Source organism: Cytobacillus dafuensis (genome assembly GCF_007995155.1).
Lineage (GTDB): Bacteria > Bacillota > Bacilli > Bacillales > Cytobacillaceae > Cytobacillus > Cytobacillus dafuensis.
Genome location: NZ_CP042593.1, coordinates 2911265 through 2933388 on the forward strand (window position 1 = coordinate 2911265; position 22124 = coordinate 2933388).

Annotated in this window: 20 protein-coding genes and 1 riboswitch; of the genes, 9 read left to right on the forward strand and 11 right to left on the reverse strand. The window is 34.8% G+C overall.

What is annotated here, in order from left to right:
* Nucleotides 1-507: 507 nt before the first annotated feature.
* From FSZ17_RS13785 to FSZ17_RS13795, 3 genes are read left to right on the forward strand one after another with little or no spacing between them, the layout of a single operon-like run.
* A complete protein-coding gene (locus FSZ17_RS13785; RefSeq protein WP_057770996.1) occupies nt 508-1947 on the forward strand; it encodes a spore germination protein in 1440 nt (479 codons plus the stop codon).
* A gap of 27 nt (nt 1948-1974) precedes the next feature.
* Nucleotides 1975-3078, forward strand: coding sequence for a GerAB/ArcD/ProY family transporter (locus FSZ17_RS13790; RefSeq protein ID WP_057770998.1), 1104 nt, complete (start codon nt 1975-1977; stop codon nt 3076-3078).
* 24 nt (nt 3079-3102) lie between these two features.
* Nucleotides 3103-4236 carry a Ger(x)C family spore germination protein gene (locus FSZ17_RS13795; RefSeq protein WP_057771001.1) on the forward strand — a complete coding sequence of 378 codons (1134 nt, stop codon included), beginning with the start codon at nt 3103-3105 and terminating at the stop codon, nt 4234-4236.
* Between the two features lie 183 nt (nt 4237-4419).
* Here FSZ17_RS13795 and crcB (FSZ17_RS13800) read toward each other — a convergent pair whose 3' ends face one another.
* Both crcB (FSZ17_RS13800) and crcB (FSZ17_RS13805) read right to left on the reverse strand, forming a co-directional pair.
* Nucleotides 4420-4773, reverse strand: coding sequence for a fluoride efflux transporter CrcB (gene crcB / locus FSZ17_RS13800; RefSeq protein WP_057771004.1), 354 nt, complete (start codon nt 4771-4773; stop codon nt 4420-4422).
* Nucleotides 4770-5159: a fluoride efflux transporter CrcB gene (gene crcB, locus FSZ17_RS13805; RefSeq protein ID WP_057771006.1), complete on the reverse strand. Its 390-nt coding sequence runs from the start codon at nt 5157-5159 to the stop codon at nt 4770-4772. The genes crcB (FSZ17_RS13800) and crcB (FSZ17_RS13805) overlap by 4 nt, the downstream gene beginning before the upstream one ends.
* 190 nt (nt 5160-5349) lie before the next feature.
* Between crcB (FSZ17_RS13805) and FSZ17_RS13810 the strand changes: the two genes are divergently transcribed.
* Nucleotides 5350-5772, forward strand: a complete 423-nt coding sequence (locus FSZ17_RS13810; RefSeq protein ID WP_057771008.1) for a VOC family protein — start codon at nt 5350-5352, stop codon at nt 5770-5772.
* Nucleotides 5773-5948: 176 nt separating this feature from the next.
* The gene (locus FSZ17_RS13815) at nt 5949-6683 is read left to right on the forward strand and encodes a YqcI/YcgG family protein (protein ID WP_057771010.1); all 735 of its coding nucleotides are present in this window, start codon (nt 5949-5951) and stop codon (nt 6681-6683) included.
* 87 nt (nt 6684-6770) lie between these two features.
* On the opposite strand, the gene FSZ17_RS23465 is transcribed toward FSZ17_RS13815, so the two are convergent.
* The 7 genes from FSZ17_RS23465 to FSZ17_RS13850 form a co-directional block, all read right to left on the reverse strand.
* Complete coding sequence (locus FSZ17_RS23465) at nt 6771-6935, reverse strand: hypothetical protein (protein ID WP_156416234.1); 165 nt, start codon at nt 6933-6935, stop codon at nt 6771-6773.
* 27 nt (nt 6936-6962) lie between these two features.
* Nucleotides 6963-7400 carry a GtrA family protein gene (locus tag FSZ17_RS13820; protein ID WP_057771012.1) on the reverse strand — a complete coding sequence of 146 codons (438 nt, stop codon included), beginning with the start codon at nt 7398-7400 and terminating at the stop codon, nt 6963-6965.
* Nucleotides 7354-8391, reverse strand: coding sequence for a glycosyltransferase family 2 protein (locus tag FSZ17_RS13825; protein WP_057771014.1), 1038 nt, complete (start codon nt 8389-8391; stop codon nt 7354-7356). Before FSZ17_RS13825 ends, FSZ17_RS13820 begins: the two co-directional genes overlap by 47 nt.
* Before the next feature lie 18 nt (nt 8392-8409).
* A complete protein-coding gene (locus FSZ17_RS13830; protein WP_057771016.1) occupies nt 8410-10089 on the reverse strand; it encodes a DUF6044 family protein in 1680 nt (559 codons plus the stop codon).
* A 1037-nt stretch (nt 10090-11126) separates the two neighbouring features.
* A complete protein-coding gene (galE, locus tag FSZ17_RS13840; RefSeq protein WP_057771018.1) occupies nt 11127-12155 on the reverse strand; it encodes a UDP-glucose 4-epimerase GalE in 1029 nt (342 codons plus the stop codon).
* 185 nt (nt 12156-12340) lie between these two features.
* Entirely contained in the window at nt 12341-12799 is a 459-nt protein-coding gene (locus FSZ17_RS13845) for a YndM family protein (RefSeq protein ID WP_057771020.1), read from the reverse strand.
* 22 nt (nt 12800-12821) lie between these two features.
* Complete coding sequence (locus FSZ17_RS13850) at nt 12822-13154, reverse strand: hypothetical protein (protein WP_057771022.1); 333 nt, start codon at nt 13152-13154, stop codon at nt 12822-12824.
* Between the two features lie 201 nt (nt 13155-13355).
* On the opposite strand from FSZ17_RS13850, the gene FSZ17_RS13855 reads away from it, so the two are divergent.
* On the forward strand, nt 13356-14006 hold the full coding sequence (locus tag FSZ17_RS13855; protein WP_057771024.1) for a LysE family transporter: 651 nt from the start codon (nt 13356-13358) through the stop codon (nt 14004-14006).
* Between the two features lie 147 nt (nt 14007-14153).
* On the opposite strand, the gene FSZ17_RS13860 is transcribed toward FSZ17_RS13855, so the two are convergent.
* On the reverse strand, nt 14154-15518 hold the full coding sequence (locus FSZ17_RS13860) for an amino acid permease (RefSeq protein WP_057771026.1): 1365 nt from the start codon (nt 15516-15518) through the stop codon (nt 14154-14156).
* A 248-nt stretch (nt 15519-15766) separates the two neighbouring features.
* A riboswitch (cobalamin riboswitch) is annotated at nt 15767-15945 on the forward strand.
* A gap of 345 nt (nt 15946-16290) precedes the next feature.
* Between FSZ17_RS13860 and FSZ17_RS13865 the strand changes: the two genes are divergently transcribed.
* From FSZ17_RS13865 to FSZ17_RS13875, 3 genes are all read left to right on the forward strand, one after another.
* Nucleotides 16291-18579, forward strand: a complete 2289-nt coding sequence (locus tag FSZ17_RS13865; protein ID WP_057771028.1) for a ribonucleoside-diphosphate reductase subunit alpha — start codon at nt 16291-16293, stop codon at nt 18577-18579.
* A 101-nt stretch (nt 18580-18680) separates the two neighbouring features.
* Entirely contained in the window at nt 18681-19727 is a 1047-nt protein-coding gene (locus FSZ17_RS13870) for a ribonucleotide-diphosphate reductase subunit beta (protein WP_057771030.1), read from the forward strand.
* Entirely contained in the window at nt 19724-20185 is a 462-nt protein-coding gene (locus tag FSZ17_RS13875) for a flavodoxin domain-containing protein (protein WP_057771033.1), read from the forward strand. Before FSZ17_RS13870 ends, FSZ17_RS13875 begins: the two co-directional genes overlap by 4 nt.
* Before the next feature lie 69 nt (nt 20186-20254).
* Here the strand turns inward: FSZ17_RS13875 and ilvD are convergent, their stop codons facing one another.
* Entirely contained in the window at nt 20255-21934 is a 1680-nt protein-coding gene (gene ilvD / locus FSZ17_RS13880; RefSeq protein ID WP_185150626.1) for a dihydroxy-acid dehydratase, read from the reverse strand.
* Between the last annotated feature and the right edge of the window lie 190 nt (nt 21935-22124).

Consider the following 22124-nt stretch of genomic DNA (forward strand, 5'->3'; position numbering starts at 1 on the left):
ACGCAACTTTTAGTATAATAATATGAATATATTTTTATATTGTCAATGGTATTAACTTAATTCATTAATAATTTTCAAAAAAATTACACTCAATATAGATGCTACAAGACTGCAATCGCTTAGCCTACAAAAATCGCGTATTGTTGGTGGTCCCCCTTCATATATTTTCACTAGCTCCCTCCTCTTTCCTCATTTTTTTCGTACTGAAAATGATGGAAAACGACTTGCAATAAATATAAATATGGTAATTGGAACTAGTGTTAATCCATTGACCATTAGAAATCGCCAAGTGAAGTGCTTATAAGTTGAATCGATAAAACTGTTAGGAATGTACCAAATCATAACCATCAGCCAAACAAAAGAGAAAATATGCAGGAATATGACAGCTTTCATGTAACCCTCCGTAAATTCATTATTATACGAATGATTTCCCAAACCCCTGTTTTTATTCATTAAGGCATATAATTGAATGAAGTCGGTTATGTTATGCATTAGAGGTGAATGGAAATGAAAGCCTATCTTCCTGGACGTATGATTAGTAATAAAGAAGGAGATATACGTTCAATCAAAGAAGTAATGCAAAATACGGTTGATTTAATTATCAAAAACATTCCATTGAGTGAGAAAAATTCAAAAAAACCTCATTTTATCACTGTTTTGTATCTATCAAATTTAGCAGATCCAACTCCAATTTTTGATAAACTATTACAACTAAAATTGGAGAATAACACGCATTATGCTATTGAAGAAAATGTTATAGAAGAAATGTTAAAAATAAAAAATACAACTCAAGTAAAAACAGTAGGAGACGTAGTTGATCAATTAATTTATGGAGCTACAGTATTTTTATTTTCAAACCAAATAGGAATATCGATTGACTCCTTAGACATAGAGACACGTTCCATAAAGGAACCCGATAATGAGGTAACTGTAAAAGGTCCACATGACGGCTTTACCGAGTCATTACAAAATAATATCGGATTAATTCGATTTCATTTACCTACCCCCAAACTAAAAATTGATTATTTACACTTAGGCAAGGTAAGCAAACAAAAAATCGCTATTGTTTCGGTAACTGACTGTGTAGATCCACAAATTCTAGCTCAAGTGCATCAGAAAATTAAAAATATCCAGCTTGATGCGGTTTTAGATAGCCATTATCTATCGGAAAGCTTAACTGACTATAGACAAACCATTTTTCCATTAACCGAATCAACAGAAAGACCAGATCGGGTCGTTGAGTCATTAATATATGGAAGGATAGCCATTCTTGTTAACGGTTCTCCTTCAGTCGTTCTTATTCCTTATGTTTTCCTTCAGACTTTCCAATCTAGCGAGGATAACTATTGGCATTATTTTGTTTCTTCTATATTACGCGTTACCCGGTTGATTTGTGGACTCATTACGCTATTTTTGTCAGGATTTTTTATTTCAGCCGTTAGCTTTCATCATGAGTTTCTTCCAACTGCTTTTTTATTGAGCGTCGCACAAGGGCGGGAACCTATTGCCTATCCAGTTATTGTTGAGGTTTTGATGATGGAAGTAACATTTGAAATTTTACGAGAAGCAGGAGTTCGCTTGCCTCGTCAAACTGGACAAGCGGTTAGTATCGTAGGTGCTCTTGTATTGGGACAAGCAGCGGTTCAGGCTGGAATTATTAGTCCCATAACAGTTATTATCGTTTCTTTATCAGGTATTTGTTCTTTTACCCTTACTGCACAAAATGCTGGATATGCCCTTCGTATGCTTAGATTTTTAGTTATATTCTCTTCAGGATTTCTAGGTTTTATTGGTTTGGTATTTGTGGGCATGTTAATTCTTATACATTTGGCTTCTCTAAATTCCTTTGGTGTGCCGTATCTTCATCCATTTCGTTTTTCTCAATTAAAGGACTTGCTGATGCGTCGCCACATGAACAGGAAAAAGAATTCATATTTCACAAAATGAATGCACATCGAATAAGGAGTTTGACATATGGAAGGATCCCAGATTTCAAACAGACAACTCATGATTTTGATTACTCTAATTACAGTCTCTTCACCTATTTTTTTCTTACCCGCAGAGGTAACGAAGGGAGCGGGAAGAGACGGATGGTATATGGTTATTTTTTCAGGCTTAATAGGGATGTTCATTGTCATGATATTTGTATCGCTTGTACGGATATTCCCTAAAAAAAGTCTAGTTCAAATAAATCAAGAAGTTTTCGGGAGGTTCTTAGGGGGAATTATTAATGTAGTGATGCTTTTTTATTTCGTAGATTTAGGTTCATGGGTTTTACGTGAGTTCGTAGAATTTTTATTGGCCAACATTGAACCTTCAACGCCGTTATTCGTTTATCTAATAATCGGGATGGTCATGTCTGCCTATACTATATTTTGTGGACTAGGAACCTTTGTACGTGTCTCAGAAGTTATTTTTCCAGTTGAGCTCTTAACATATATTAGTATTGCCCTTCTGACTTTAAATTTAGTTCACTTTGAATACCTCCTTCCAGTTTTAGAAAATGGTTTGATTAAGCCCCTGATTCATTCTGTTCCCACCATTACATTCTTTGGAGATATAGTGTGTATTTCCATGTTGATAAATTATGTAAAAACAACGAAGCGTACATCTTTATTTGCAATAGCTGGGATGGGGGTTACTGTTTTTTTATTCTTATTAACCGTGTTAAGTTCCATTTTAGTAATGGGAGCTGAAGCCACCTCAAAAGAAACATATCCTATATTTTCGTTAATTTCAAATATAAGTATAGGCGGTGTCATTGATCGGTTTGATGTAATAGTCGTTTCTTTTTGGATGATAGGTCTGTATGTAAAAATAACATCGTATTTGTGGGCAAGCACAGAAGCTGCGTGTCAAATTTTTTCTATTAGAGATCGTCGATATATAATTTTCCCCATTGTGTTAGTCTATATTGTTTCTGCACGATATAAGGTTGATGGATATACAGATCTGACTACATTTTATTCTGAGCATGGGATGTATTTCTTAACATTTCAGGCATTGGTTCCGCTGCTCATCCTGCTTTTTGCCCTTATAAAACAAAAGTGGAAACGAAATAAAGTAGTTACTTCATAGAGAACTTTGTTAGGGGGTACCAAAATGAATTCGCGCAAGTATAATTGGGTATATATTCTATTATGTACCATTGTACTAACAGGCTGCTGGGGACATCAGGAAATAAACGAAGTAATATTGGTACAAACTACAGGAATTGATAAGGGAAAGAATAACAAAGTAAAGCTTACGATTGAATTTTTGAAAATAACCGGTTCTTCTCAAGGTCCATCCGGATTGATGGGAAAAAAGTTGTATCTTAGTCAGGATGGAGATACCTTGTTTGAAGCAGCAAGGAAATTAAGAGAAAAATCATCTCGTTCGGTCTTTTGGGGGCATTCTAGTGTCATCATTTTTGGAAAAGATGTAGCTGAAGAAGGACTTAAAAAACAAGTGGATATCCTATATCGCCAAAGACACTTTCGCCAATCAGCACTTATTTTTGTTGCTTCTGGAAGTGCTGAAGAAATTATTAAATCTAAAGTTGTCCAAGAAAACTTGGTCTCTACCAGTTTGAAAGGATTGATGAAATCACAAAATCTTACTAGTACAATAAAAAAAACAACGTTACAAACGGTCTATTCTGATTTAGTAAATGAATATAGAGAATTAACAATCCCTGCGATTTTTATAAATAGTAAAACAGAAAAAGGGCTTTTAAAAACAACTGGATTATATGGATTTAGAAATGATCGCTTAGTATCTTTTATCGATGCTTCTTTTACCAAACAATATCTTCGCTTAATAAATGAAGCAAAATCAGCTGTAGAAACTTTGAATGAAGGTAAAGGTAAATTTATAACATTTGAGAACTTAAATAGTCACACCAATATTGAACCTTCCCTATCACAAGGAAAACCCGCGATATCCATAGAAATATTCGCTAATTTTAATATTGCGGATGTACATGGAGATTTTAATGAGATTACACCTGCAAAAATTGCTAGTTGGGAAAAAAAGTTGAATCAGAAAATAAAGAAAGAAGTAGAAGAGTTTTTGGATTATACAAAAACTGAAAACTTAGACCTAATTGGTATTGGAGAATCAATCCATAGGAAATACCCTGAAAGATGGAAGAAAATAAACAAAGACTGGAAAAATCTTTATCCCAAGCTTGATTATTCTATTGAGGTTAAGAGTAGTATTAACCATACTTATTTATTAAACGACAGTCTGTGAAATTCTCCATACTTTTAGAAAAACTTGGCATTCGCCAAGCCTTTTTGGCGAATGCCTTATTTTTTCTTATGCGACCTTATTAGCAGATATTTAATTGATAACACACTTTACTTTAGTACGTTAATAAACTTAAACTTTCCTATTAGCCAAAAATAGGAGTGCTATCTGCACTCCCTATTTTATTTATATAAAAAATACAATTGCAGCTCCTGTCACACTAAAAAATACTGATGTTATAACATAAATGAATGCTATTTTATATTGTTTTTCTAGAAGAAGTTTAACGGTTTCATAACTAAATGTTGAAAAGGTTGTAAAAGCCCCGCAGAACCCTATTCCAAACAAAAACCATACCCAATCTTGGATTTGGTTTGTTATATGTAATTTTGCAAGCAATCCCAATAATAGTGACCCAGTTAGGTTTATGATCCATGTTCCTAATGGAAAAGTACCTTTTGATCTATTATTAATAAGGTCACCTATTAAATACCTTAACAATGCCCCAAATGAGCCGCCTACTCCAATAAGCCAAATCATAAGACATCAACTTTTTCTTTATTATTTAATATAGCTAATTTATATCCAAGAAAAGCAAAGACTAATCCTAAGGCGACACTTAAAAAAACATACAGGATTGCAAAAAAATATTCTTTATTTGCAATTAAATTAATGGTTTCCACTGAAAAGGTAGAGAAAGTTGTATAAGATCCTAGAAATCCTGTACCAACAAATAATGACAATCTTTTCATACCTTTTCTTCTTTGACTTATAAATGTTAAGAGCCACCCAAGAACTAGAGAGCCTGTAAGATTTATGCAAAATGTTCCGAATGGAAATCCATTATTAATATGTATCCATTCTCCGATGCCGTATCTAGTTATAGCACCAAAAAATCCGCCAATCATCACCAATAGAATATTCAATAATTAGTACACCTCAAATTAATATTTATCTGTATTGATATCATACCAAAAAATAGATAAAGGTTGACGAGTCCTTAAGGTAATTCTATTATTTTGTAAATTTTTCTTGAAATATTTTTATTATATAACGTGAAATGATACAATAATTGATGTAAATTGTTTTTAAAATTGAGCTTTAGGGGTGACTGAATTGGCTATTAATGTCTATCTTAATTTTAATGGTAATTGCCGAGAAGCAGCAGAGTTTTACGCAGAGGTTTTTGGAACAGAGAAACCACAATTTATGACTTTTGGTGAATCACCTCAAGATCCTAATTATCCCCTTCCAGATGAGGCAAAAGATTTAATCATGCATACTCGACTTAATATTGATGGCAGCAACGTAATGTTTTCTGATACTTTTCCAGGAATGCCGTTTGTTGAAGGCAACAATATCAGCCTTGCCATTGTCAATAAAGATCTAGATGGTTTAAAATCTACTTTCGAGAAACTTAAAGTTGGTGGTACTGTTGCCATGGAACTTCAAGAAACATTTTGGAGCAAATGTTATGGACAATTAACTGATAAATTCGGTATTAATTGGCAATTCAACTTCGAAAGTGAAGAAATGTAATATAATTGACAAAATGGAACATCTACATAAGTGAGATGTTCCATTTTTTTATTATATGCCTCTAGTTATTTCCTTTTAGTGGAATTGTCCCCTTACTTCCTACATGAATTCAACCTTATCCTTTTTCACCTAACTAGCAGATAAAACATATTTTAAGGATAAGGAGTGTGAAATGGATGACTTTACTACAAAATTCACAACTTGAAGAGCTTTCAAAAAAGTCTTGGCAATATCATGCCTATAATCATTTTAAAAATAAAATAATCGATAAAGAGAAGCTTTTCCCCTGTATACCAGCCACTCAGGCATTTTCATTAAACCATTTAAGATACGGGTTTGTTGGTAGTCCTATAAGACCCGAAACTTCCAAGGAACTGGCAGAATTACTAAAAGATTATTCGATTAACTATAAAGACTTCGGAAAATATACATCACTCATTGTCTTTTTTAATACTCCCCAAGAATTGAAATTAAAATCCAGTGTAGAAGACTTCGAAGTATTTTTTTGGCAACATCTAATAAATTTAAATAACCTTGATGAAGTACAATGGCCAGTAAAGATTCCTAAAAACCCAGATAATCCTTTTTGGGAGTTTTGTTTTCACGGTGAGCAATATTTTATGTACTGTGCTACTCCCGCTCATAAAAATAGAAAAAGCAGATATTCCCCTTATATGTTATTAGCTATAACCCCTCGATCTGCGCTAATGGAATTTAATACAAATGAACAATATGCACTTAAAGTAAAAAATCAGATTCGAAGCAGATTAAAAGATTATGATACATTACCAATCCACTCTTCCTTAAATAGCTATGGAAAAAAAGACAATTTTGAATGGAAACAATATTATTTACATGATGATCATACTGAATTAATACAATGTCCATTTATAAAAAGGAACAATAATTAAAAAATCCTTCCGATTATGGAAGGATTTTTAATGGAAAATAATAAAGCTTTCCATACCTGTACTTTTTTGTACAAAAGTTTGAAATAATTACAATCCTCCGCAAGAAGAATTATTATTTTCCTGATTTTTTTCGGCAGTTACAGATTCTAATCCATAACCAGTAGAACTAATTTCAAACTCTTCTTTATTAGTTGTCCCTTTTAAGCTTTGCTTTATTTCTTCACCATTTTGCCCTAAATGATTTTCTTTCATTTTTATACCTCCATTTTTTTGGTCACTTTAATTAAACACGAGATGCTTCTGCCCGAAATAGTTCATTACTGTATAAAATCCTGTTCCAATAATAACAGCTAGATTTTCTTTAGAAAGGAAAATGTAACCAAAGAAAGAGATATCGGATATGATTTCTGCTGCAGTGTGACTAACTGTGAATGAAATGAAGTAACAAACAAGAATGACTGCAATAAAACGGGGTAGGCTTTTTGTTATTTTCGATTCACTTTGGAATGTAAAGCTTCGGTTTAAGAAATAACTTACAAATGCGCCTGCACTATTTCCAATAAATGTCGATAGCCAATAAGATAACCCAATTACATTTAATAGCAAAAGCATAATTGAAAGACCTGTCAATGTATTCATGATTCCAACGAGCAAAAAACGAATAAAAGAATTAGTTCGTTTCAGATATTTTTCCAAAATCAGGGTTAAAGAGTTCATTTTCATTACCTCCGTCATTTATGATATGTCGGGGTATCGGCATATTAAATGTATCTATATCAATCATAAATTTCGGTCTGCGCTTCGTCTCACTATATATTTTCCCTATATATTCCCCTATTAATCCTATCGCGATCAACTGAAGCCCTCCTATTAGCCAGATAGATGTAATTAAGGAGGTCCAGCCCATTTCTGTATGTCCAAAAAATTTTAATCCTAAAAAATATGCTCCGAACAAGAAACTAATACAAAAAGACATAAACCCAATGACCAATACTAATCGAATAGGAGTGATAGAAAAAGAAGTAATACCTTCAAAAGAGAATGCAAGCATCTTTTTTAATGGATATTTTGTTTCCCCTGCCAGCCTCTGCTTTCTATCATAGTAAATCGTTGTTGATCTTAGTCCTAAAAGAGGAATAATACCTCTCAGAAACAGATTTACCTCTTCATAGCGACTGAGTTCATCAAGTGCCCTCTTACTCATTAAACGGAAGTCGGCGTGATTATAAATGAGATCCACACCCATTTTTTTCATTAAATTGTAAAAGCCTTGGGCAGAATTCCTTTTGAAAAAAGTATCGGTATCCCTTCGGCGTCTGACGCCGTAGACAATGTCATATCCTTCTTGAAATTTAATAAGAAACTCTCGAATGGTATGTATATCATCTTGAAGATCAGCATCAATAGAAATCACACAGTCCGATGCTTTTCTAGCGGTCATGAGTCCGGCAATAAGTGCATTCTGATGTCCTACATTTCTTGATAGCTTCAGTCCCCGGATCATCTCATTTTTTAAGCTGCTTTTGTAAATGATCTGCCAAGTATGATCCTTGCTTCCGTCATCTACGAACAAGATTTTACTTTTTTCCGAAACAAGTTCCTCCTTCACCATTTCGCCTAGAAAGCTGCTTAGCTGTAAAATGGTTTCTGGAAGAACCTCTTGTTCGTTGTAACATGGAACGACGATAGTAAGCACTGGACTTTTCATTTTGTTTCCTCCTGGCAGTTAAATGGCTTTATATAGGTAGATTTTCCACGCAGAGCTTTTTGATTCAAAAATTTTTTCTAAATTCAAATCGTTGTCAGATGCATTATCAATAGGGATGGCTGAGAAAATATAAGTGCCTCCCATTTCCTTAAATGGAGCCATATTAAGTTCAAGGTTCTTCAGCCGCCTTTTTGAATGTTTCTTAAACATATAGTGTTTACCTAGCTCTTTTGTAAATATATAGCATCTCCCGCCCCATTCATCAAAATAAGTTCGAATCGTTTTGTTTTTTGCAAGTTCTTTCTCGATAACTCTTCTAAACTGATATTTATAGCTTAATGGGTAAAAATTATTATAGGTGTCGAGGGTGTAGAATCCGTTATATTGCGCAATAGCAGGATGGATACCAATGCTCGCAACTCGATATTCCTCTTGAGGGATCCCTATAAATTCTTTAATATCATTAAATTGCTCCTCAGCAAAAAATTGTCTAACTGTTGGTTTATTTTGAAATATTATCTCTTCATTTGTTAATGAAACAACGAAAATCTGTGCAGCAATAAAGACTGGAACAGCCCACGTCCAATTTATTTTCAGCAGTATTTTTAAAGAAATGGCAAACAAAACATAAATGACTAGAGGTCTTAAAAAATGGTAGCGGGCAAAATTGAATGTATCCATAAAATGAAAACGTTCTGTTAATGGAAGCCAGCCTTTATAAAACCAAAATGCATACCATGCAGATAAAACGAAATTTAGAAAAAAAAGAAATACAAACTCCTTTTCTTCCTTCCACAACCCTTTTCTAATAACGATAAAAAATGCAATCAGCATAACTGGCAGGATTATAATAGTATGTATTGTCGCAACATGAGTGTGGCCAAAAATATAATTTTTGAATGTTAGACGGATACACTGCCAAAAAGACAATCTTGCGTGAAAATATTCATCTCTGCTGTTTGGCTCATCATCAAATAAGAAAGAATAAACAAGTCGATATTCTACGATTATATAAATAATGGTCATATAGGCTATTGATAGAAGGAAGCGCCAATTAAACCCTTTCCTTCTTATTACATCAGATAACCAAAAAAGCCCCATTGCACTTAAAAAAAAGAAAAAACCTAATACGATACTTGAATAAAGTGGAAGAAGAGTTAGCACAACATAGCTTTTCCACATTTTTTCTCCCTTTCGGATATTCAAGAAAGCCCATAATGCTAAAGGCATTCCAAGTGTGCTTAACATACCTGATGGCCAAAAAGGAGTAAATGCAAACGCTAGCGAGGTGCCAATATTAATAGCTAATGTCTCCCATCCTCTTCCTTTAAGAAAATGAGCTTTCAATAGTAAATACATCCCTAAAAAAGCAACGAATCTTGTTACCGTCTGGCTTAATGCATATGCAACCATAGTTGGAAACAATTCATACAGCCAAACGATTAAACTGTATTCTGTCCCAAATGCATTTCGAGATAAATATCCATTAATTACTTGCGGAATTCTTGCATGAACAGAACCGGTTAATTGACCACTTTCCGAAAGAACCTTATACCACGCAAGATTGGAATCTAAATTATCATGAACACGTATATGTGCGTCCTCCCCTAAAATAAAGAGCGGGGATACAAATATAGCTATTGCGAGCAAGGCAAATATAATGAATCTTTGCTCGACATATTGTTTTTGTTTCAGCAATCATTACACCCCATGAAGTTGATTCAATAAAAATTTTCTCTATCTTAAGATGTACCTAGGAAACGAAATTATTCCTTTTTACTTAATTCCTGTAAAGTATAGGGATAATACAACCTTTTTATTTCATTTGAATGAGAACGGAAAGAAAAAAATAAAGGGGGATTAGAATGATTAAAAACGCGGTTATCCCTGCTGCTGTTTTAGGAACAAGATTTCTCCCAGCAACAAAGGCCCAGCCTAAAGAAATGCTGCCAATCGTGGATTAGCCCGCCATTCAATTTATTATTAAAAGAAGCAATCAATTCAGGAATTGAAGAAATCATTATTGTTACAAGAAGAAACAAAAGAGCAATTGAAAATCACTTTGATAATTCAATTGAGATGGGAGCTACTATTACAGAAAACAGGAAGACTAGAGATGCTCGAGGAAGTACGTTATATTTCAGAAATGACCGATATTCACTTTGTTAGGCAAAAAGTGCCTTTAGGGCTTGGTCATGCCATATTATGTGCAAAAAATCTCTGGCAATCAACCTTTTGCTATTCTTTTAGGCGACGATATCATTTATACAACAATTTAATAAAACGAGAACAAGTATTAATAGGCGTAAAGAGGTGCCTCACTCAGAAATAAATATGGAATTATAGACTATTCAGAGCAAAAGGAAGAATTGTATAAAGTAAGTAGCCTCATCGAAAAGCCCACTTTCGAAGAGGCACCATCCACACAAGAAATAATAGGCAGGTATATTTTAACACCGTTATTTTTGACATCTCGAACAAGTGCATCCGGACAAAAATAATGAAGTACAGCTTACCGATGCATTGCATTTACTGCTTAAACACGAGGACATTCATTCCTATATTTTAACAGTAAAAAGGTATGGTATCGGTAATAAGTTCGTTTTTTTACAAGCCTCTATCGACTTTGCATTTAAAAGGCCTGAATTTAAAGAAAGGCTTTTGCAATACTTAAAACAAATTCAATTATTTTCATTCCTGCCACATTGTCTTATGCTTTCCTCACTAAGCCTTTCCTAATTAGTATGAGTTTTGGTTGGGCGTACTATTGAATATCGTTTGTCATTATAGCCTTCAGGATATCTTTGATGCCATTCCCACGCATCTTTAATGATTTGGTTCATCATTTTCTTAGGCTTCCAACCTAATATTTTTTCAGCTTTTTCCGAAGAAGCTACCAATTCTGCAGGATCCCCCTTCCTTCTTTCCCCTATTATCACATGAATATTTTCCCCAGTTACCTCAACTGCTGTTTTTATTACTTCTCTAACTGAATATCCAATTTTACTGCCTAGATTAAATACATTATTTTCACCTCCATGTTGTAAATAGTTGAGTGCAAGCAGGTGAGCTTCTGCCAAATCTTCTACATGGATGTAATCACGTATACATGTTCCATCCTTAGTCGAAAAATTGTCCCCAAATATTGTAACAGAATCTCTTTTTCCTAATGCAGTTTGTAGGACAATCGGAATTAAATGTGTTTCAGGCGTGTGATCCTCCCCTATATCTCCTGTTCCCATCGCCCCAGCTGCATTGAAATAACGAAGGGAAACGTAATGAGTTCCATAAGCATTCCCCCACCATTTAATCATTCTTTCCATAGCCAGTTTTGTCTCTCCATATGGATTAGTTGGGTGAAGTGGAGAACTCTCAATAATAGGTAAAACTTTAGCCTTCCCATATACTGCCGCAGAAGATGAGAAAACGAGGAAATTTATACCGAACCTGCCCATCGATTCTAATAAGTTCAAAGTCCCACATACATTTGTATCATAATACTTTAGCGGCTCCTTAATAGATTCTCCAACAAGGGAAGATGCTGCAAAATGAAAGACAGCCTCAATTCTTTCTTTTGAAAAAACATCTTCAAGGAATTTCGGTGAGCGAATATCACCTTCATAAAATTTTGCATTTGGATGAACTGCTTTTAAGTGTCCTGTTTGCAAATTATCTATTACGATTACCTCTAAACCTTGCTTCAGCAGAAAATAGACAGTATGTGAACCAATATAACCTGCACCGCCCGTTACTAAAATCGCCACATTATCACCCCGCATAATATCTTGTAACTCAATTTTCTATATGCAGAGATAATGTCAAGTATTCACTAGCTTTGCTAAACACTTTTCTCAAGAGACCGTAATCAGCAAATTTTCAATTCATCAAAAGAAAAAAGCCAAGCCCATTTGAGATGCTTGACTCTCCTTATTCTATGTCAAAAAGCTTATCACTTATTATTTTCATCATCCATTTTTTTCAATTCTGTTCTATTAGGTGTCAGTTCTTCTGAAGCTTCGGTCTGAAATTGCACTTTTAAAGGGTTAATCGTGCTAATTTGTGTATTATTAATAACTTGAATCGTCATATATTTGTGAAAGAAGAATTCGAAAATTGCAATGCCTGCTGATGCGATAAGTGACCTCATAAATAAGTTATTAGCAAAGGTTAGACTATAGATCATGAGCCAAATGATAAATATGGACATTACAAAATCTGCTAAGGTTGCAACAATATTATTTGTTCGCGGCAAAATGAGCAAGTCTCCTAAAGTATAGGAAACAAAGACTAAACCGAACGAAACAATGAACACTCCCCAAAAGGACATTCCATAAAATACACCGAGAATAATATATAAAAGGACAAAACATGAAATAAACTTTATGGCCAATGCTTTAACATGCTTCATATTATCATCTCCTTTTATTTTATTATGTTTTTCTATTATCTTGCTTATCATTCATTGATCGATATAATTGCGTATTCATGCTTCCTTGTACAATATTTTCAAGAAAAAATTCACCAATTAATTTCAAATATTCCTCATCATCAAACATTTTTTTGTTTTGCAGCTCCATTTCTGCAAGGCCTTCATAAGTTGACATAAGGGCATATGTATGATCCTTTCCCGTAATGGGTGTTAATATGTCAACCCTATGATGATAATTTTCATTACGGTACTTTTTAATTTCCTGTAAATTTCCTATACCTTCTTTAAATTTTTCCTGTTTTATCTCAAAGGTCTGATAAACAATTACAGACATCTTCTGCCCCCCTTAAAACGATACACATTTTTGTTTTATTATTTGCTCGAAAAGCCTAATTATTCACGGTAATTCATTTACTCAATTAAAGGAGTATTAAATTCTGCTTGCTTAGATCTGTCTCCAAATAGTTGTCGTACAAGCTTTCCCTAAAGAATAGAATTGTACAAATATTTAAATGTAAATTAGGGAGTTGTTTTTATGGCTATATTCTTCAGTTACATTTTTCTCGGCTTGTCTCTAGCTGCACCGATTGGACCTGTCAATGCTGCCCAATTGGATAAAGGTATTAAAAGCGGTTTCTTTCATGCTTGGCTTTTAGGTTTAGGGGCTATGGCTGCGGATGTCATCTATATGATTGCGGTCTTTCTCGGATTCGTAAATTTTCTTGAGATTTCTTTCATTAAGATCTTTCTTTGGTCGTTTGGATTTTTCGTACTTGTATATACAGGTGTCGAAAGTATAATAAGTGCCAATAAATTGATTTCATTTACAAGAAAAAGTGAAGAAGCTGCAGTTAAATCATTTTTTTCAGGCTTTCTGCTTTCCATATCAAATCCTTTGACGATTCTTTTCTGGTTAGGCATATATGGTTCTGTTCTTGCCAAAACTGTTGCAGAATATGATCAATCGCTGGTTATGATTTATAGTTCAGGGATCATTATCGGACTTCTGCTTTGGGATATCACTATGGCAGTAGTCGCTAGCAGTTTTAAAAGATTTTTAACAGGAAAAATCCTGGCTGTTATCTCAATCATTTCAGGTTTATCCTTAATCGGCTTCGGTATTTATTTTGGTTACCAAGCTATTTTATTACTGTTTTTTACATTAGAAAAACTTGACGTTCGCTAAGTCCTTTTTGGCGAATGCCTTAGTTTTTCTTATGCGATCTTATTAGCAAATATTTAATTGATAACACACTTTACTTTAGTACGTTAATAAACTTAAACTTTCCTTTTAGCTAAAAAAACTCCACTTTGATAACATGTGGAGTTATGCTTACTGAGGGTTATATCCTCTATTTCTTTTCCTTTTTTTATTAATATTCATGATCGTTAACACAATCACTATTATCCCGACAAACAATAGACTGACAAAAAATCCTGGGCGACTCGATTTTTGAAAAAGTGTTCCGCTTATGGCCAATAAGATCAAAATCATTCCAACAAACCGTTTTACATGATCAAATCCTGTTGCTTTTATGAGCTTTGGAAAATAAACGAGGATGAAAAGCCAATTGTATAATAACATTAGCCCTGCTGCAGTAGTGATATACTCATAAACAACATCTGGCATGACAAGAGCTAGCACTACTGAAGTAATTAGCCCGCAAATTGTTAAACTAAGCGCAAAAGGAGGAATCTTTAGTTTCCCTTTTTTAGAAAAAATTTTTGGCGCATCTCCATCCTCAGATAAGGTGACAATCATGCTTGTTACAGCAAACAAGGATGCGGCCATTGTTGAAAAACCAGCTATAATTATTCCTCCATTAAAAACATGTGGGAAAAAATTAATATCATATTTTTCGAGAGCAATGACAAAGGGACTTTCATTTGTATGAAACTTGTTTATTGCTGCCAACCCTGTTGCTAAGGCTAATGAAATTATGTAGATGCTTGTTAACATCATTAGCATAACAGTTCCTGATTTCCGTACATCCTCTTTATTTTTTAGCCGTGTAGCTAATATTCCCATAATTTCAATCCCGCCAAAAGCATAAAACCCAAAGATAAGTGCTGACCATAATCCATGCATCCCATTGGGCAAAAATTCTTTTTTATCAGTCGGAACATTGAAATCTTTTATGCTTCCACCAAATAATCCGAATAAAACTGCAATTGCTAAAAAAATAAACATCATTATAGCTGCGATTTTTATTACTGCAAAAACATTCTGCGCCTTTTCAAATCCCTTCGTCCCAATAACTACGACAAGCACCCCAAGTACTGCGTAAATCATCGAAAAAATCCACAGAGGAACATTTGGAAACCAAAAACGAGTTAGCAGAGAAAGTGCAGTCAGTTGACTCCCTGAAATCAGCATTTCCGAAAACCAATACACCCAGCCGCTGCTAAAACCAGCCCAATGGCCATACGCTTTCTTGGCATAAGATCGAAACGCACCCTTTTGCGGGTCTTTGGCAGCCATTTTTCCCAAGGCATCAAAAACAATATATGTACCTAAGGCAGCAAGTACAAATGCGATTAGAATACCTGGACCTGTCATTCTTACCCCAATTCCAGAACCAACAAAATAACCTGTACCGATAATACATCCTACACCAATAAGTGACAGCTGCCACCACACTAATTTTTTATTACCCTTCTCATCGCCTTGACAAGCCGCCCGAGCAGGTATCTCCATTGAGAATCCCTCCCATTCAAATCCAAATTATTATTAGCTTTAGGCAATTAAATATGTATTGTTAGGCTCGTTTTAGTCTAGCGAATAATGGCTATACGGGAGAAAAGGTTAATTGATTTCAATGTGTCTTTTGCGAATGATATAGAATTTCATCGTACATTAAAAAGGTTGTCAAAATTTAGAGTATGACTTATAATCATAAAAGTACATATATAGTGCTATTTTTACAACGTTAACACAATATACAGTAACAAACCAATGAATATGGTGTCGATTAAGACTTAATAGGGAATCTGGTGAGAATCCAGAACTGTACCCGCAACTGTAAGTGCCATCGAAATAAGTAAATCCACTGTCTATCAAGATGGAAGGGCTTAGAGTAGGAAAAGGCACAAGTCAGGAGACCTGCCGTATTTATAGCGTGTTATCTTCTTCGGGAGTTGGGAAGGTAGAACGAGGGTATTTTGATAGATATTTTATTATCTATGAATATATCAACGTTTTTAAAACCCATCCTCTTTTTTGAGTGATGGGTTTTTTATTTAGATGCATATTATTCCTCTAAATCTACCCTTTTATCCCCTCATACCTAGGAATCAGAAAATACAACTTTAGAAAAGAGGTATGAAATGATCCACTAATTATCATCGAATGGATCTAGCACAATTCATAGAAAAATTGTCCTTTCGCCTGATATCAATCCATAGAGGGCACAACTTTAGTCGAACTTAATTATCTTTATAAAAAACTCATTTAAAGGGGAACGTTTTTAATGACATCAATTACTCAAATTAATTTGGATTCAGTAATAGAAACAATAGACAAAGCTTCCTATTTATACAAACTAGATATAGCTGAGCTTAAAAAGCAATTATTTGAACAAAATTTGACCAGTGAATCAGCAAATCAACATTCACTCCTCTATTCTTTAAACCAAATTTCAATGGATAAGCCAAACTGGACCTTTCTAGCTGCAAATTTATATTTAAATGAACTATATTCAAAAGCAGCTGAAAATAGAGGATACGAAAGAGGAAAAAAATATGGTGATTTTTACGAGTTAATTCAAAAGTTAACAAGGATTGGAATTTATTCTGAGGATTTACTTTCAATATTCACAAAAGAAGAAATATTTGAATTAGCTAAAGAAATTGTTCCAGAAAGAGATCATTTGTTTAATTATGTAGGTTTATTTTTACTTGCAGATCGGTATCTTGCGAAAGATTATGAAAAAAATGTATATGAGTTGCCTCAGGAACGTTTCATGATCATCGCAATGACATTAATGAAGAATGAAAATAAATCAAACCGTGTAGCATTAGTAAGAGAGGCTTACTGGGCTTTAAGCAATCTATATATGACTGTCGCCACTCCTACCCTTTCAAATGCAGGAAAAAGTTACGGTCAACTCTCTTCTTGCTTTATTGATACAGTTGATGATTCCTTAGACAGTATTTATTTGAATAATTGGGATATTGCTAGATTGAGTAAAGATGGTGGCGGCATTGGCATCTATTATGGAAAGGTTCGGGCTTTAGGGTCTGATATTAAAAGATTTAAAGGAAATTCATCAGGTGTCATTCCATGGATAAGGCTGTTAAATGATACTGCTGTCAGCGTTGATCAACTAGGGCAAAGACAAGGAGCAATTGCCGTTTACCTAGATGTTTTCCATAAGGATATTATGAATGGATTTTTAGATTTAAAAACAAATAATGGAGATGAGCGTCGTAAAGCTCACGATATTTTCACAGGCGTTTCTATACCAGACCTATTTATGAAAAAGCTTGAAGAGATTGATGATACTGGGCGAAGCGTTGGGCAATGGCATACTTTTTGTCCGCATCAAATAAAACTGATAATGGGCTGGAAGGATGAAAATGGAACGCCTTTAGGGCTTGAAGATTTTTATGATGAGTCAGATGAAAAGCTTTTTACTGAAAAATACGAAGAAGCTGTTGCACATCCTCTACTTCCAAGAAAGTCATACCGTGCAATGGATATTATGGCCCGAATTATGGTATCTCAGCTTGAAGCAGGTACGCCTTATATGTTTTATCGAGATGAAGTCAACCGGCAAAACCCGAACAAACATGTGAAAGGAAGAGGCCGTACTTCTATATACTGCAGTAATTTATGTACTGAAATTACCCAGAATATGTCACCTACTGTAATACAAAATGAATACGAAGACGATGAAGGAAATATCGTCATTATCCGCAAGCCTGGAGATTTTGTTGTTTGTAATTTATCCTCCATCCATCTCCCAAATGCGGTCAGAGCAAATGTATTAGAGCGTCTCATTCGTATCCAAATGAGAATGTTAGATAACACAATTGATATAAACAATATATCAGTCGGACAAGCAAAACAAACCAACTCTAAATATAGAGCAGTTGGACTTGGAACATTTGGCTGGCATCATCTGCTTGCCACAGAAGGAATCTATTGGGAATCAGAGAAAGCAGTTGACTATGCAGATGAACTTTATGAGGATATCGCCTATTTTTCCATTCAATCTTCAATGGAGCTTGCAATGGAAAAAGGCCACTATTCAATGTTTCATGGCTCAGAGTGGCAAACAGGCGAATATTTTAATAGAAAAAAATACAATTCTGAACGATGGAAAAAGCTTCAGGAAGAAATTCAATCATATGGTGTTCGTAATGGGTGGATGCTTGCTGTAGCACCAAATTCTTCAACAGCAAAAATTGGCGGTTCAACAGACGGAATTGATCCCCTTTATGCGATTGAATATGCCGAGGAAAAGAAAAACTTCAAGTTAAAAATAGTTGCACCTGATCTGGATCACCATAATTACAATTATTATCGACGCGTAAGACATGAACTTGACCAATTATGGAGCATTAGACAAAATGCAGCACGTCAGCGTCATATTGATCAATCCATTAGCTTCAATTTATATGTCCGTCATGATATAAAAGCAAAAGAGCTACTCCAGCTTCATATGGAAGCTTGGAAGCAAGGATTAAAAACTACTTATTATATACGAAGTACTTCACAAACTGAAATTGAAGAATGTGAAGCATGTCATAGTTAAAGTTAGCCATAATCTTTAGTATGTTAAGTCGAAGAAAATGGAGGGTTAGACTTCCTAACCCTCTGATTATCATAATCTATAAAAATTTTCGGAGGGATTCCATGAATATCCAGCAACCACTCAGGAAAATAAAATTATTAAACCCTGAGTTTCCAAATAAATCTACAGGTTTAATTAACGGTCAAGCTTCCGGCATTCTAAATTGGAATGACATAAAATACCCGCAAATGTATCGGATGTATCAAACATTATTATCTAATTTTTGGAAGGCTCAAGAAATTAATATGCAAGATGATATTAAACAATGGGATATACTTAGTTCAATTGAACAGGATGTATTTTTACGAATAAATACACAATTAGCTTCCCTTGATAGCCTGCAGACACCTACAATGACTCAAGTAATGGACTATGTGACAGATCCTAGCTTTAAAGCAATTTTCGCCGTTATCTCACAGCAGGAAGCTGTTCATAATGAATCATATTCCTATATTCTAAGCTCGCTCATTCCATTAAGTGAACAAATTGACAGGTTTGATCAAGCAAAAGATGATCCGATTGTCCAGAAACGAAATCAACTCATATTAGAGAGCTATGAAAAATTCAGAAATAGTCCTTCATTGCAAAATTTATTTGAGCTTGGAATCCATTCAATCATATTAGAGGGAATTTATTTTTATGCTGGCTTTGCCTATTTTTACAACTTAGCCCGTCAGCAAAAAATGCTCAAAACTAGTACTATGATCAGCTATATTCAAAGGGATGAAATGCAGCATGCCTACTTTATTGCACAATTTATTCGGATCCTGCAAACGGAAAATCCTGAGTTACAAACAGATCTTAATACACAATTCGTTTATGATACAATTCACAAAGCAGTTCAGCTTGAAAAAGAGTGGGCTCAGTTTATTTTAAAAAATATTCAAGGGATTGATTTAACTGAATATGAAAGTTATGTGGAGTATCTTGCTAACAAACGTCTTCGACAATTAGGTCTTGATAACCTTTACGAAGGACGTGAAAACCCTATGCCTTGGATTCATGTATTTAGTGATGAAATGATGAATGAAACTAAGTCTGACTTTTTCGAGCAAAAATCACGAACTTATACGAAAGTATCTCAAGACAATGGTTTTGATGAGCTATGAGAACAGCTATTATTTATACATCAATTACTGGGAATACTGAAGAGTTAGCCTTATTGCTTTTTGAACAATTCAAGAAGAAGCAATTCGACACATTTCTATATAGGATTGACCAGTTTCCACTTCATACATTAGAAAACTTTGACGCCATTGTAATAGGTACCTATACATGGGGAAATGGGGATATTCCTTTTGAAATGGAACTGCTTTATCAAGAAATTGCAAAAAGAGAACGAAAAAACCTAATTACAGGAATTTTTGGGACTGGTGATCGCTTTTATCCTCTTTTTTGTGGAGCTGTAGACAGATTCAAGGATGTATTAAAAAACTGTACAGATCTAGCGGTTACACTAAAGGTCGAATTATTACCACAAGAACTTGATTTAAATCGCTGCATGAAGTTTGTTAATATTATTAGTGAACGTGTACAAATGAAGCATCAACTAAATGTTTATTCATAATGAATTTACAGATTCATTTAAATCAAAAAACCTGTAGGATACATTGAGACTCCTACAGGTTTTTTTTCATTATATTTTCATTACTCCACCCGTGCTAGCTGATGTAACTAGTTTAGAGTAACGAGCTAAGTATCCTTTTTTGACTTTCGGTTCAAAGCCTTTCCAGGCTGATTTACGATTCTCAAATTCTTCATCTGAAATTTCCAACTGAATAGTACGTTTATTTAAATCAAGCTCGATGACGTCACCATCTTGTACAAAAGCAATCGGGCCACCCTCTGCTGCTTCTGGAGAAATATGACCGATTGAAATCCCTCTTGAAGCACCTGAGAATCTTCCGTCTGTTATTAAACCAACCTTTGCTCCAAGGCCTCTTCCGACAATTTGTGAAGTTGGTGCAAGCATTTCTGGCATACCCGGCCCACCTTTAGGACCTTCATAACGTATAACTACAACGTCACCTTCTTTTACCTTGCCAGTAATAATGCCGGATAGAGCATCTTCTTGAGAATCAAAACAAATTGCAGGGCCTCTATGATAGCCGCCAACAGATTCATCAACTGCTCCAACTTTTATAATAGAGCCATCTGGTGCTAAGTTGCCAAATAATACAGCAAGCCCGCCTTGCTCAGAATGCGGCTGGTCCAATGGACGAATGACATCCTTATCCAAAATATCACTGCCAGCTACATTTTCACGAATTGTCTTTCCTGACACAGTCAAACAATTACCATTAAAAGCACCTGGCTTCTTAAGCAGCTCATTGATGATGGCACTTACCCCTCCTGCATTATGTACATCTTCAATATGATAGTCTGACGCAGGAGCGATTTTTGCAAGATGTGGGACTCTGCTCGCTATTTCATTAATTCGTTCAAGTGAATAGTCAATTTCAGCTTCATTTGCCAATGCTAATGTGTGTAGAACTGTATTAGTAGAACCGCCCATAGCCATATCCAATGCAAATGCGTTATCAATTGCATCTATCGTTACGATATCACGAGGCTTAATATCCTTCTTAATTAGCTCCATTAATTGCTTAGCAGACTGTTTAACAAAATCTTTTCGTTCCTCAGCAACAGCTAAGATCGTTCCATTTCCCGGAAGAGCCAGTCCCAGCCCTTCTGCTAGACAGTTCATTGAATTTGCAGTAAACATTCCTGAACAGGACCCACAGGTAGGACACGCCAACTGCTCGATCTCTTGCAATCTTTCTTCATTAATTTTTCCAGATTGGTAAGCACCGACTCCTTCAAAAACAGATGTTAAGTCCAGTGGATTACCAGCTTTATCTTTTCCGGCTTTCATAGGCCCGCCACTTACAAATATCGTTGGAATATTAACACGAAGGGCCGCCATCATCATTCCAGGAGTAATTTTATCACAGTTAGGAATACAAACCATCCCATCAAACCAATGGGCAGCAACGACCGTTTCGACAGAGTCAGCTATAATTTCTCGGCTTGGCAGCGAATACCTCATTCCAATATGCCCCATTGCAATACCATCATCAACTCCGATTGTATTCATTTCAAATGGTACTCCTCCGGCTTCACGGATCGCTTCTTTGACGATTTGACCGAATTCTTGTAAATGAATATGGCCTGGGACAATATCAATATATGAATTTACTACTGCGATAAACGGTTTATCAAAGTCTTCTTCTCTTACACCAGCTGCACGAAGCAAACTTCTATGTGGTGCACGATCAAACCCTGTTTTTATCATATTACTGCGTAGATCAGCCACGGTAATTCCCCTCCATATTCCATTAAAAAATTTAAACTTTTTATATTATTAAAATATTTCAATAATACTATTTATTTAACACCACTTCTTTACTTGTGTAAAGGAATTTTTCAGGAATCTTCACTTTCTCAAATGTTTACTGGATAGATATTGCATAATTTATTTACTTGCGCAATAAGAATGGGGAGAA

Excerpts from the sequence above, each read along its gene's own strand:
- FSZ17_RS13795 (WP_057771001.1), top strand. The coding sequence starts at position 3,103 with ATGAATTCGCGCAAGTATAATTGGGTATATATTCTATTATGTACCATT.
- FSZ17_RS13815 (WP_057771010.1), top strand. The coding sequence starts at position 5,949 with ATGACTTTACTACAAAATTCACAACTTGAAGAGCTTTCAAAAAAGTCT.
- FSZ17_RS13855 (WP_057771024.1), top strand. The coding sequence starts at position 13,356 with ATGGCTATATTCTTCAGTTACATTTTTCTCGGCTTGTCTCTAGCTGCA.
- FSZ17_RS13790 (WP_057770998.1), top strand. The coding sequence starts at position 1,975 with ATGGAAGGATCCCAGATTTCAAACAGACAACTCATGATTTTGATTACT.
- FSZ17_RS13820 (WP_057771012.1), bottom strand. The coding sequence starts at position 7,400 with ATGAACTCTTTAACCCTGATTTTGGAAAAATATCTGAAACGAACTAAT.
- FSZ17_RS13850 (WP_057771022.1), bottom strand. The coding sequence starts at position 13,154 with ATGTCTGTAATTGTTTATCAGACCTTTGAGATAAAACAGGAAAAATTT.
- FSZ17_RS13870 (WP_057771030.1), top strand. The coding sequence starts at position 18,681 with ATGAATATCCAGCAACCACTCAGGAAAATAAAATTATTAAACCCTGAG.
- FSZ17_RS13875 (WP_057771033.1), top strand. The coding sequence starts at position 19,724 with ATGAGAACAGCTATTATTTATACATCAATTACTGGGAATACTGAAGAG.
- FSZ17_RS13865 (WP_057771028.1), top strand. The coding sequence starts at position 16,291 with ATGACATCAATTACTCAAATTAATTTGGATTCAGTAATAGAAACAATA.
- FSZ17_RS13785 (WP_057770996.1), top strand. The coding sequence starts at position 508 with ATGAAAGCCTATCTTCCTGGACGTATGATTAGTAATAAAGAAGGAGAT.
- FSZ17_RS13825 (WP_057771014.1), bottom strand. The coding sequence starts at position 8,391 with ATGAAAAGTCCAGTGCTTACTATCGTCGTTCCATGTTACAACGAACAA.
- FSZ17_RS23465 (WP_156416234.1), bottom strand. The coding sequence starts at position 6,935 with ATGAAAGAAAATCATTTAGGGCAAAATGGTGAAGAAATAAAGCAAAGC.
- FSZ17_RS13860 (WP_057771026.1), bottom strand. The coding sequence starts at position 15,518 with ATGGAGATACCTGCTCGGGCGGCTTGTCAAGGCGATGAGAAGGGTAAT.
- FSZ17_RS13845 (WP_057771020.1), bottom strand. The coding sequence starts at position 12,799 with ATGAAGCATGTTAAAGCATTGGCCATAAAGTTTATTTCATGTTTTGTC.
- crcB (WP_057771004.1), bottom strand. The coding sequence starts at position 4,773 with ATGATTTGGCTTATTGGAGTAGGCGGCTCATTTGGGGCATTGTTAAGG.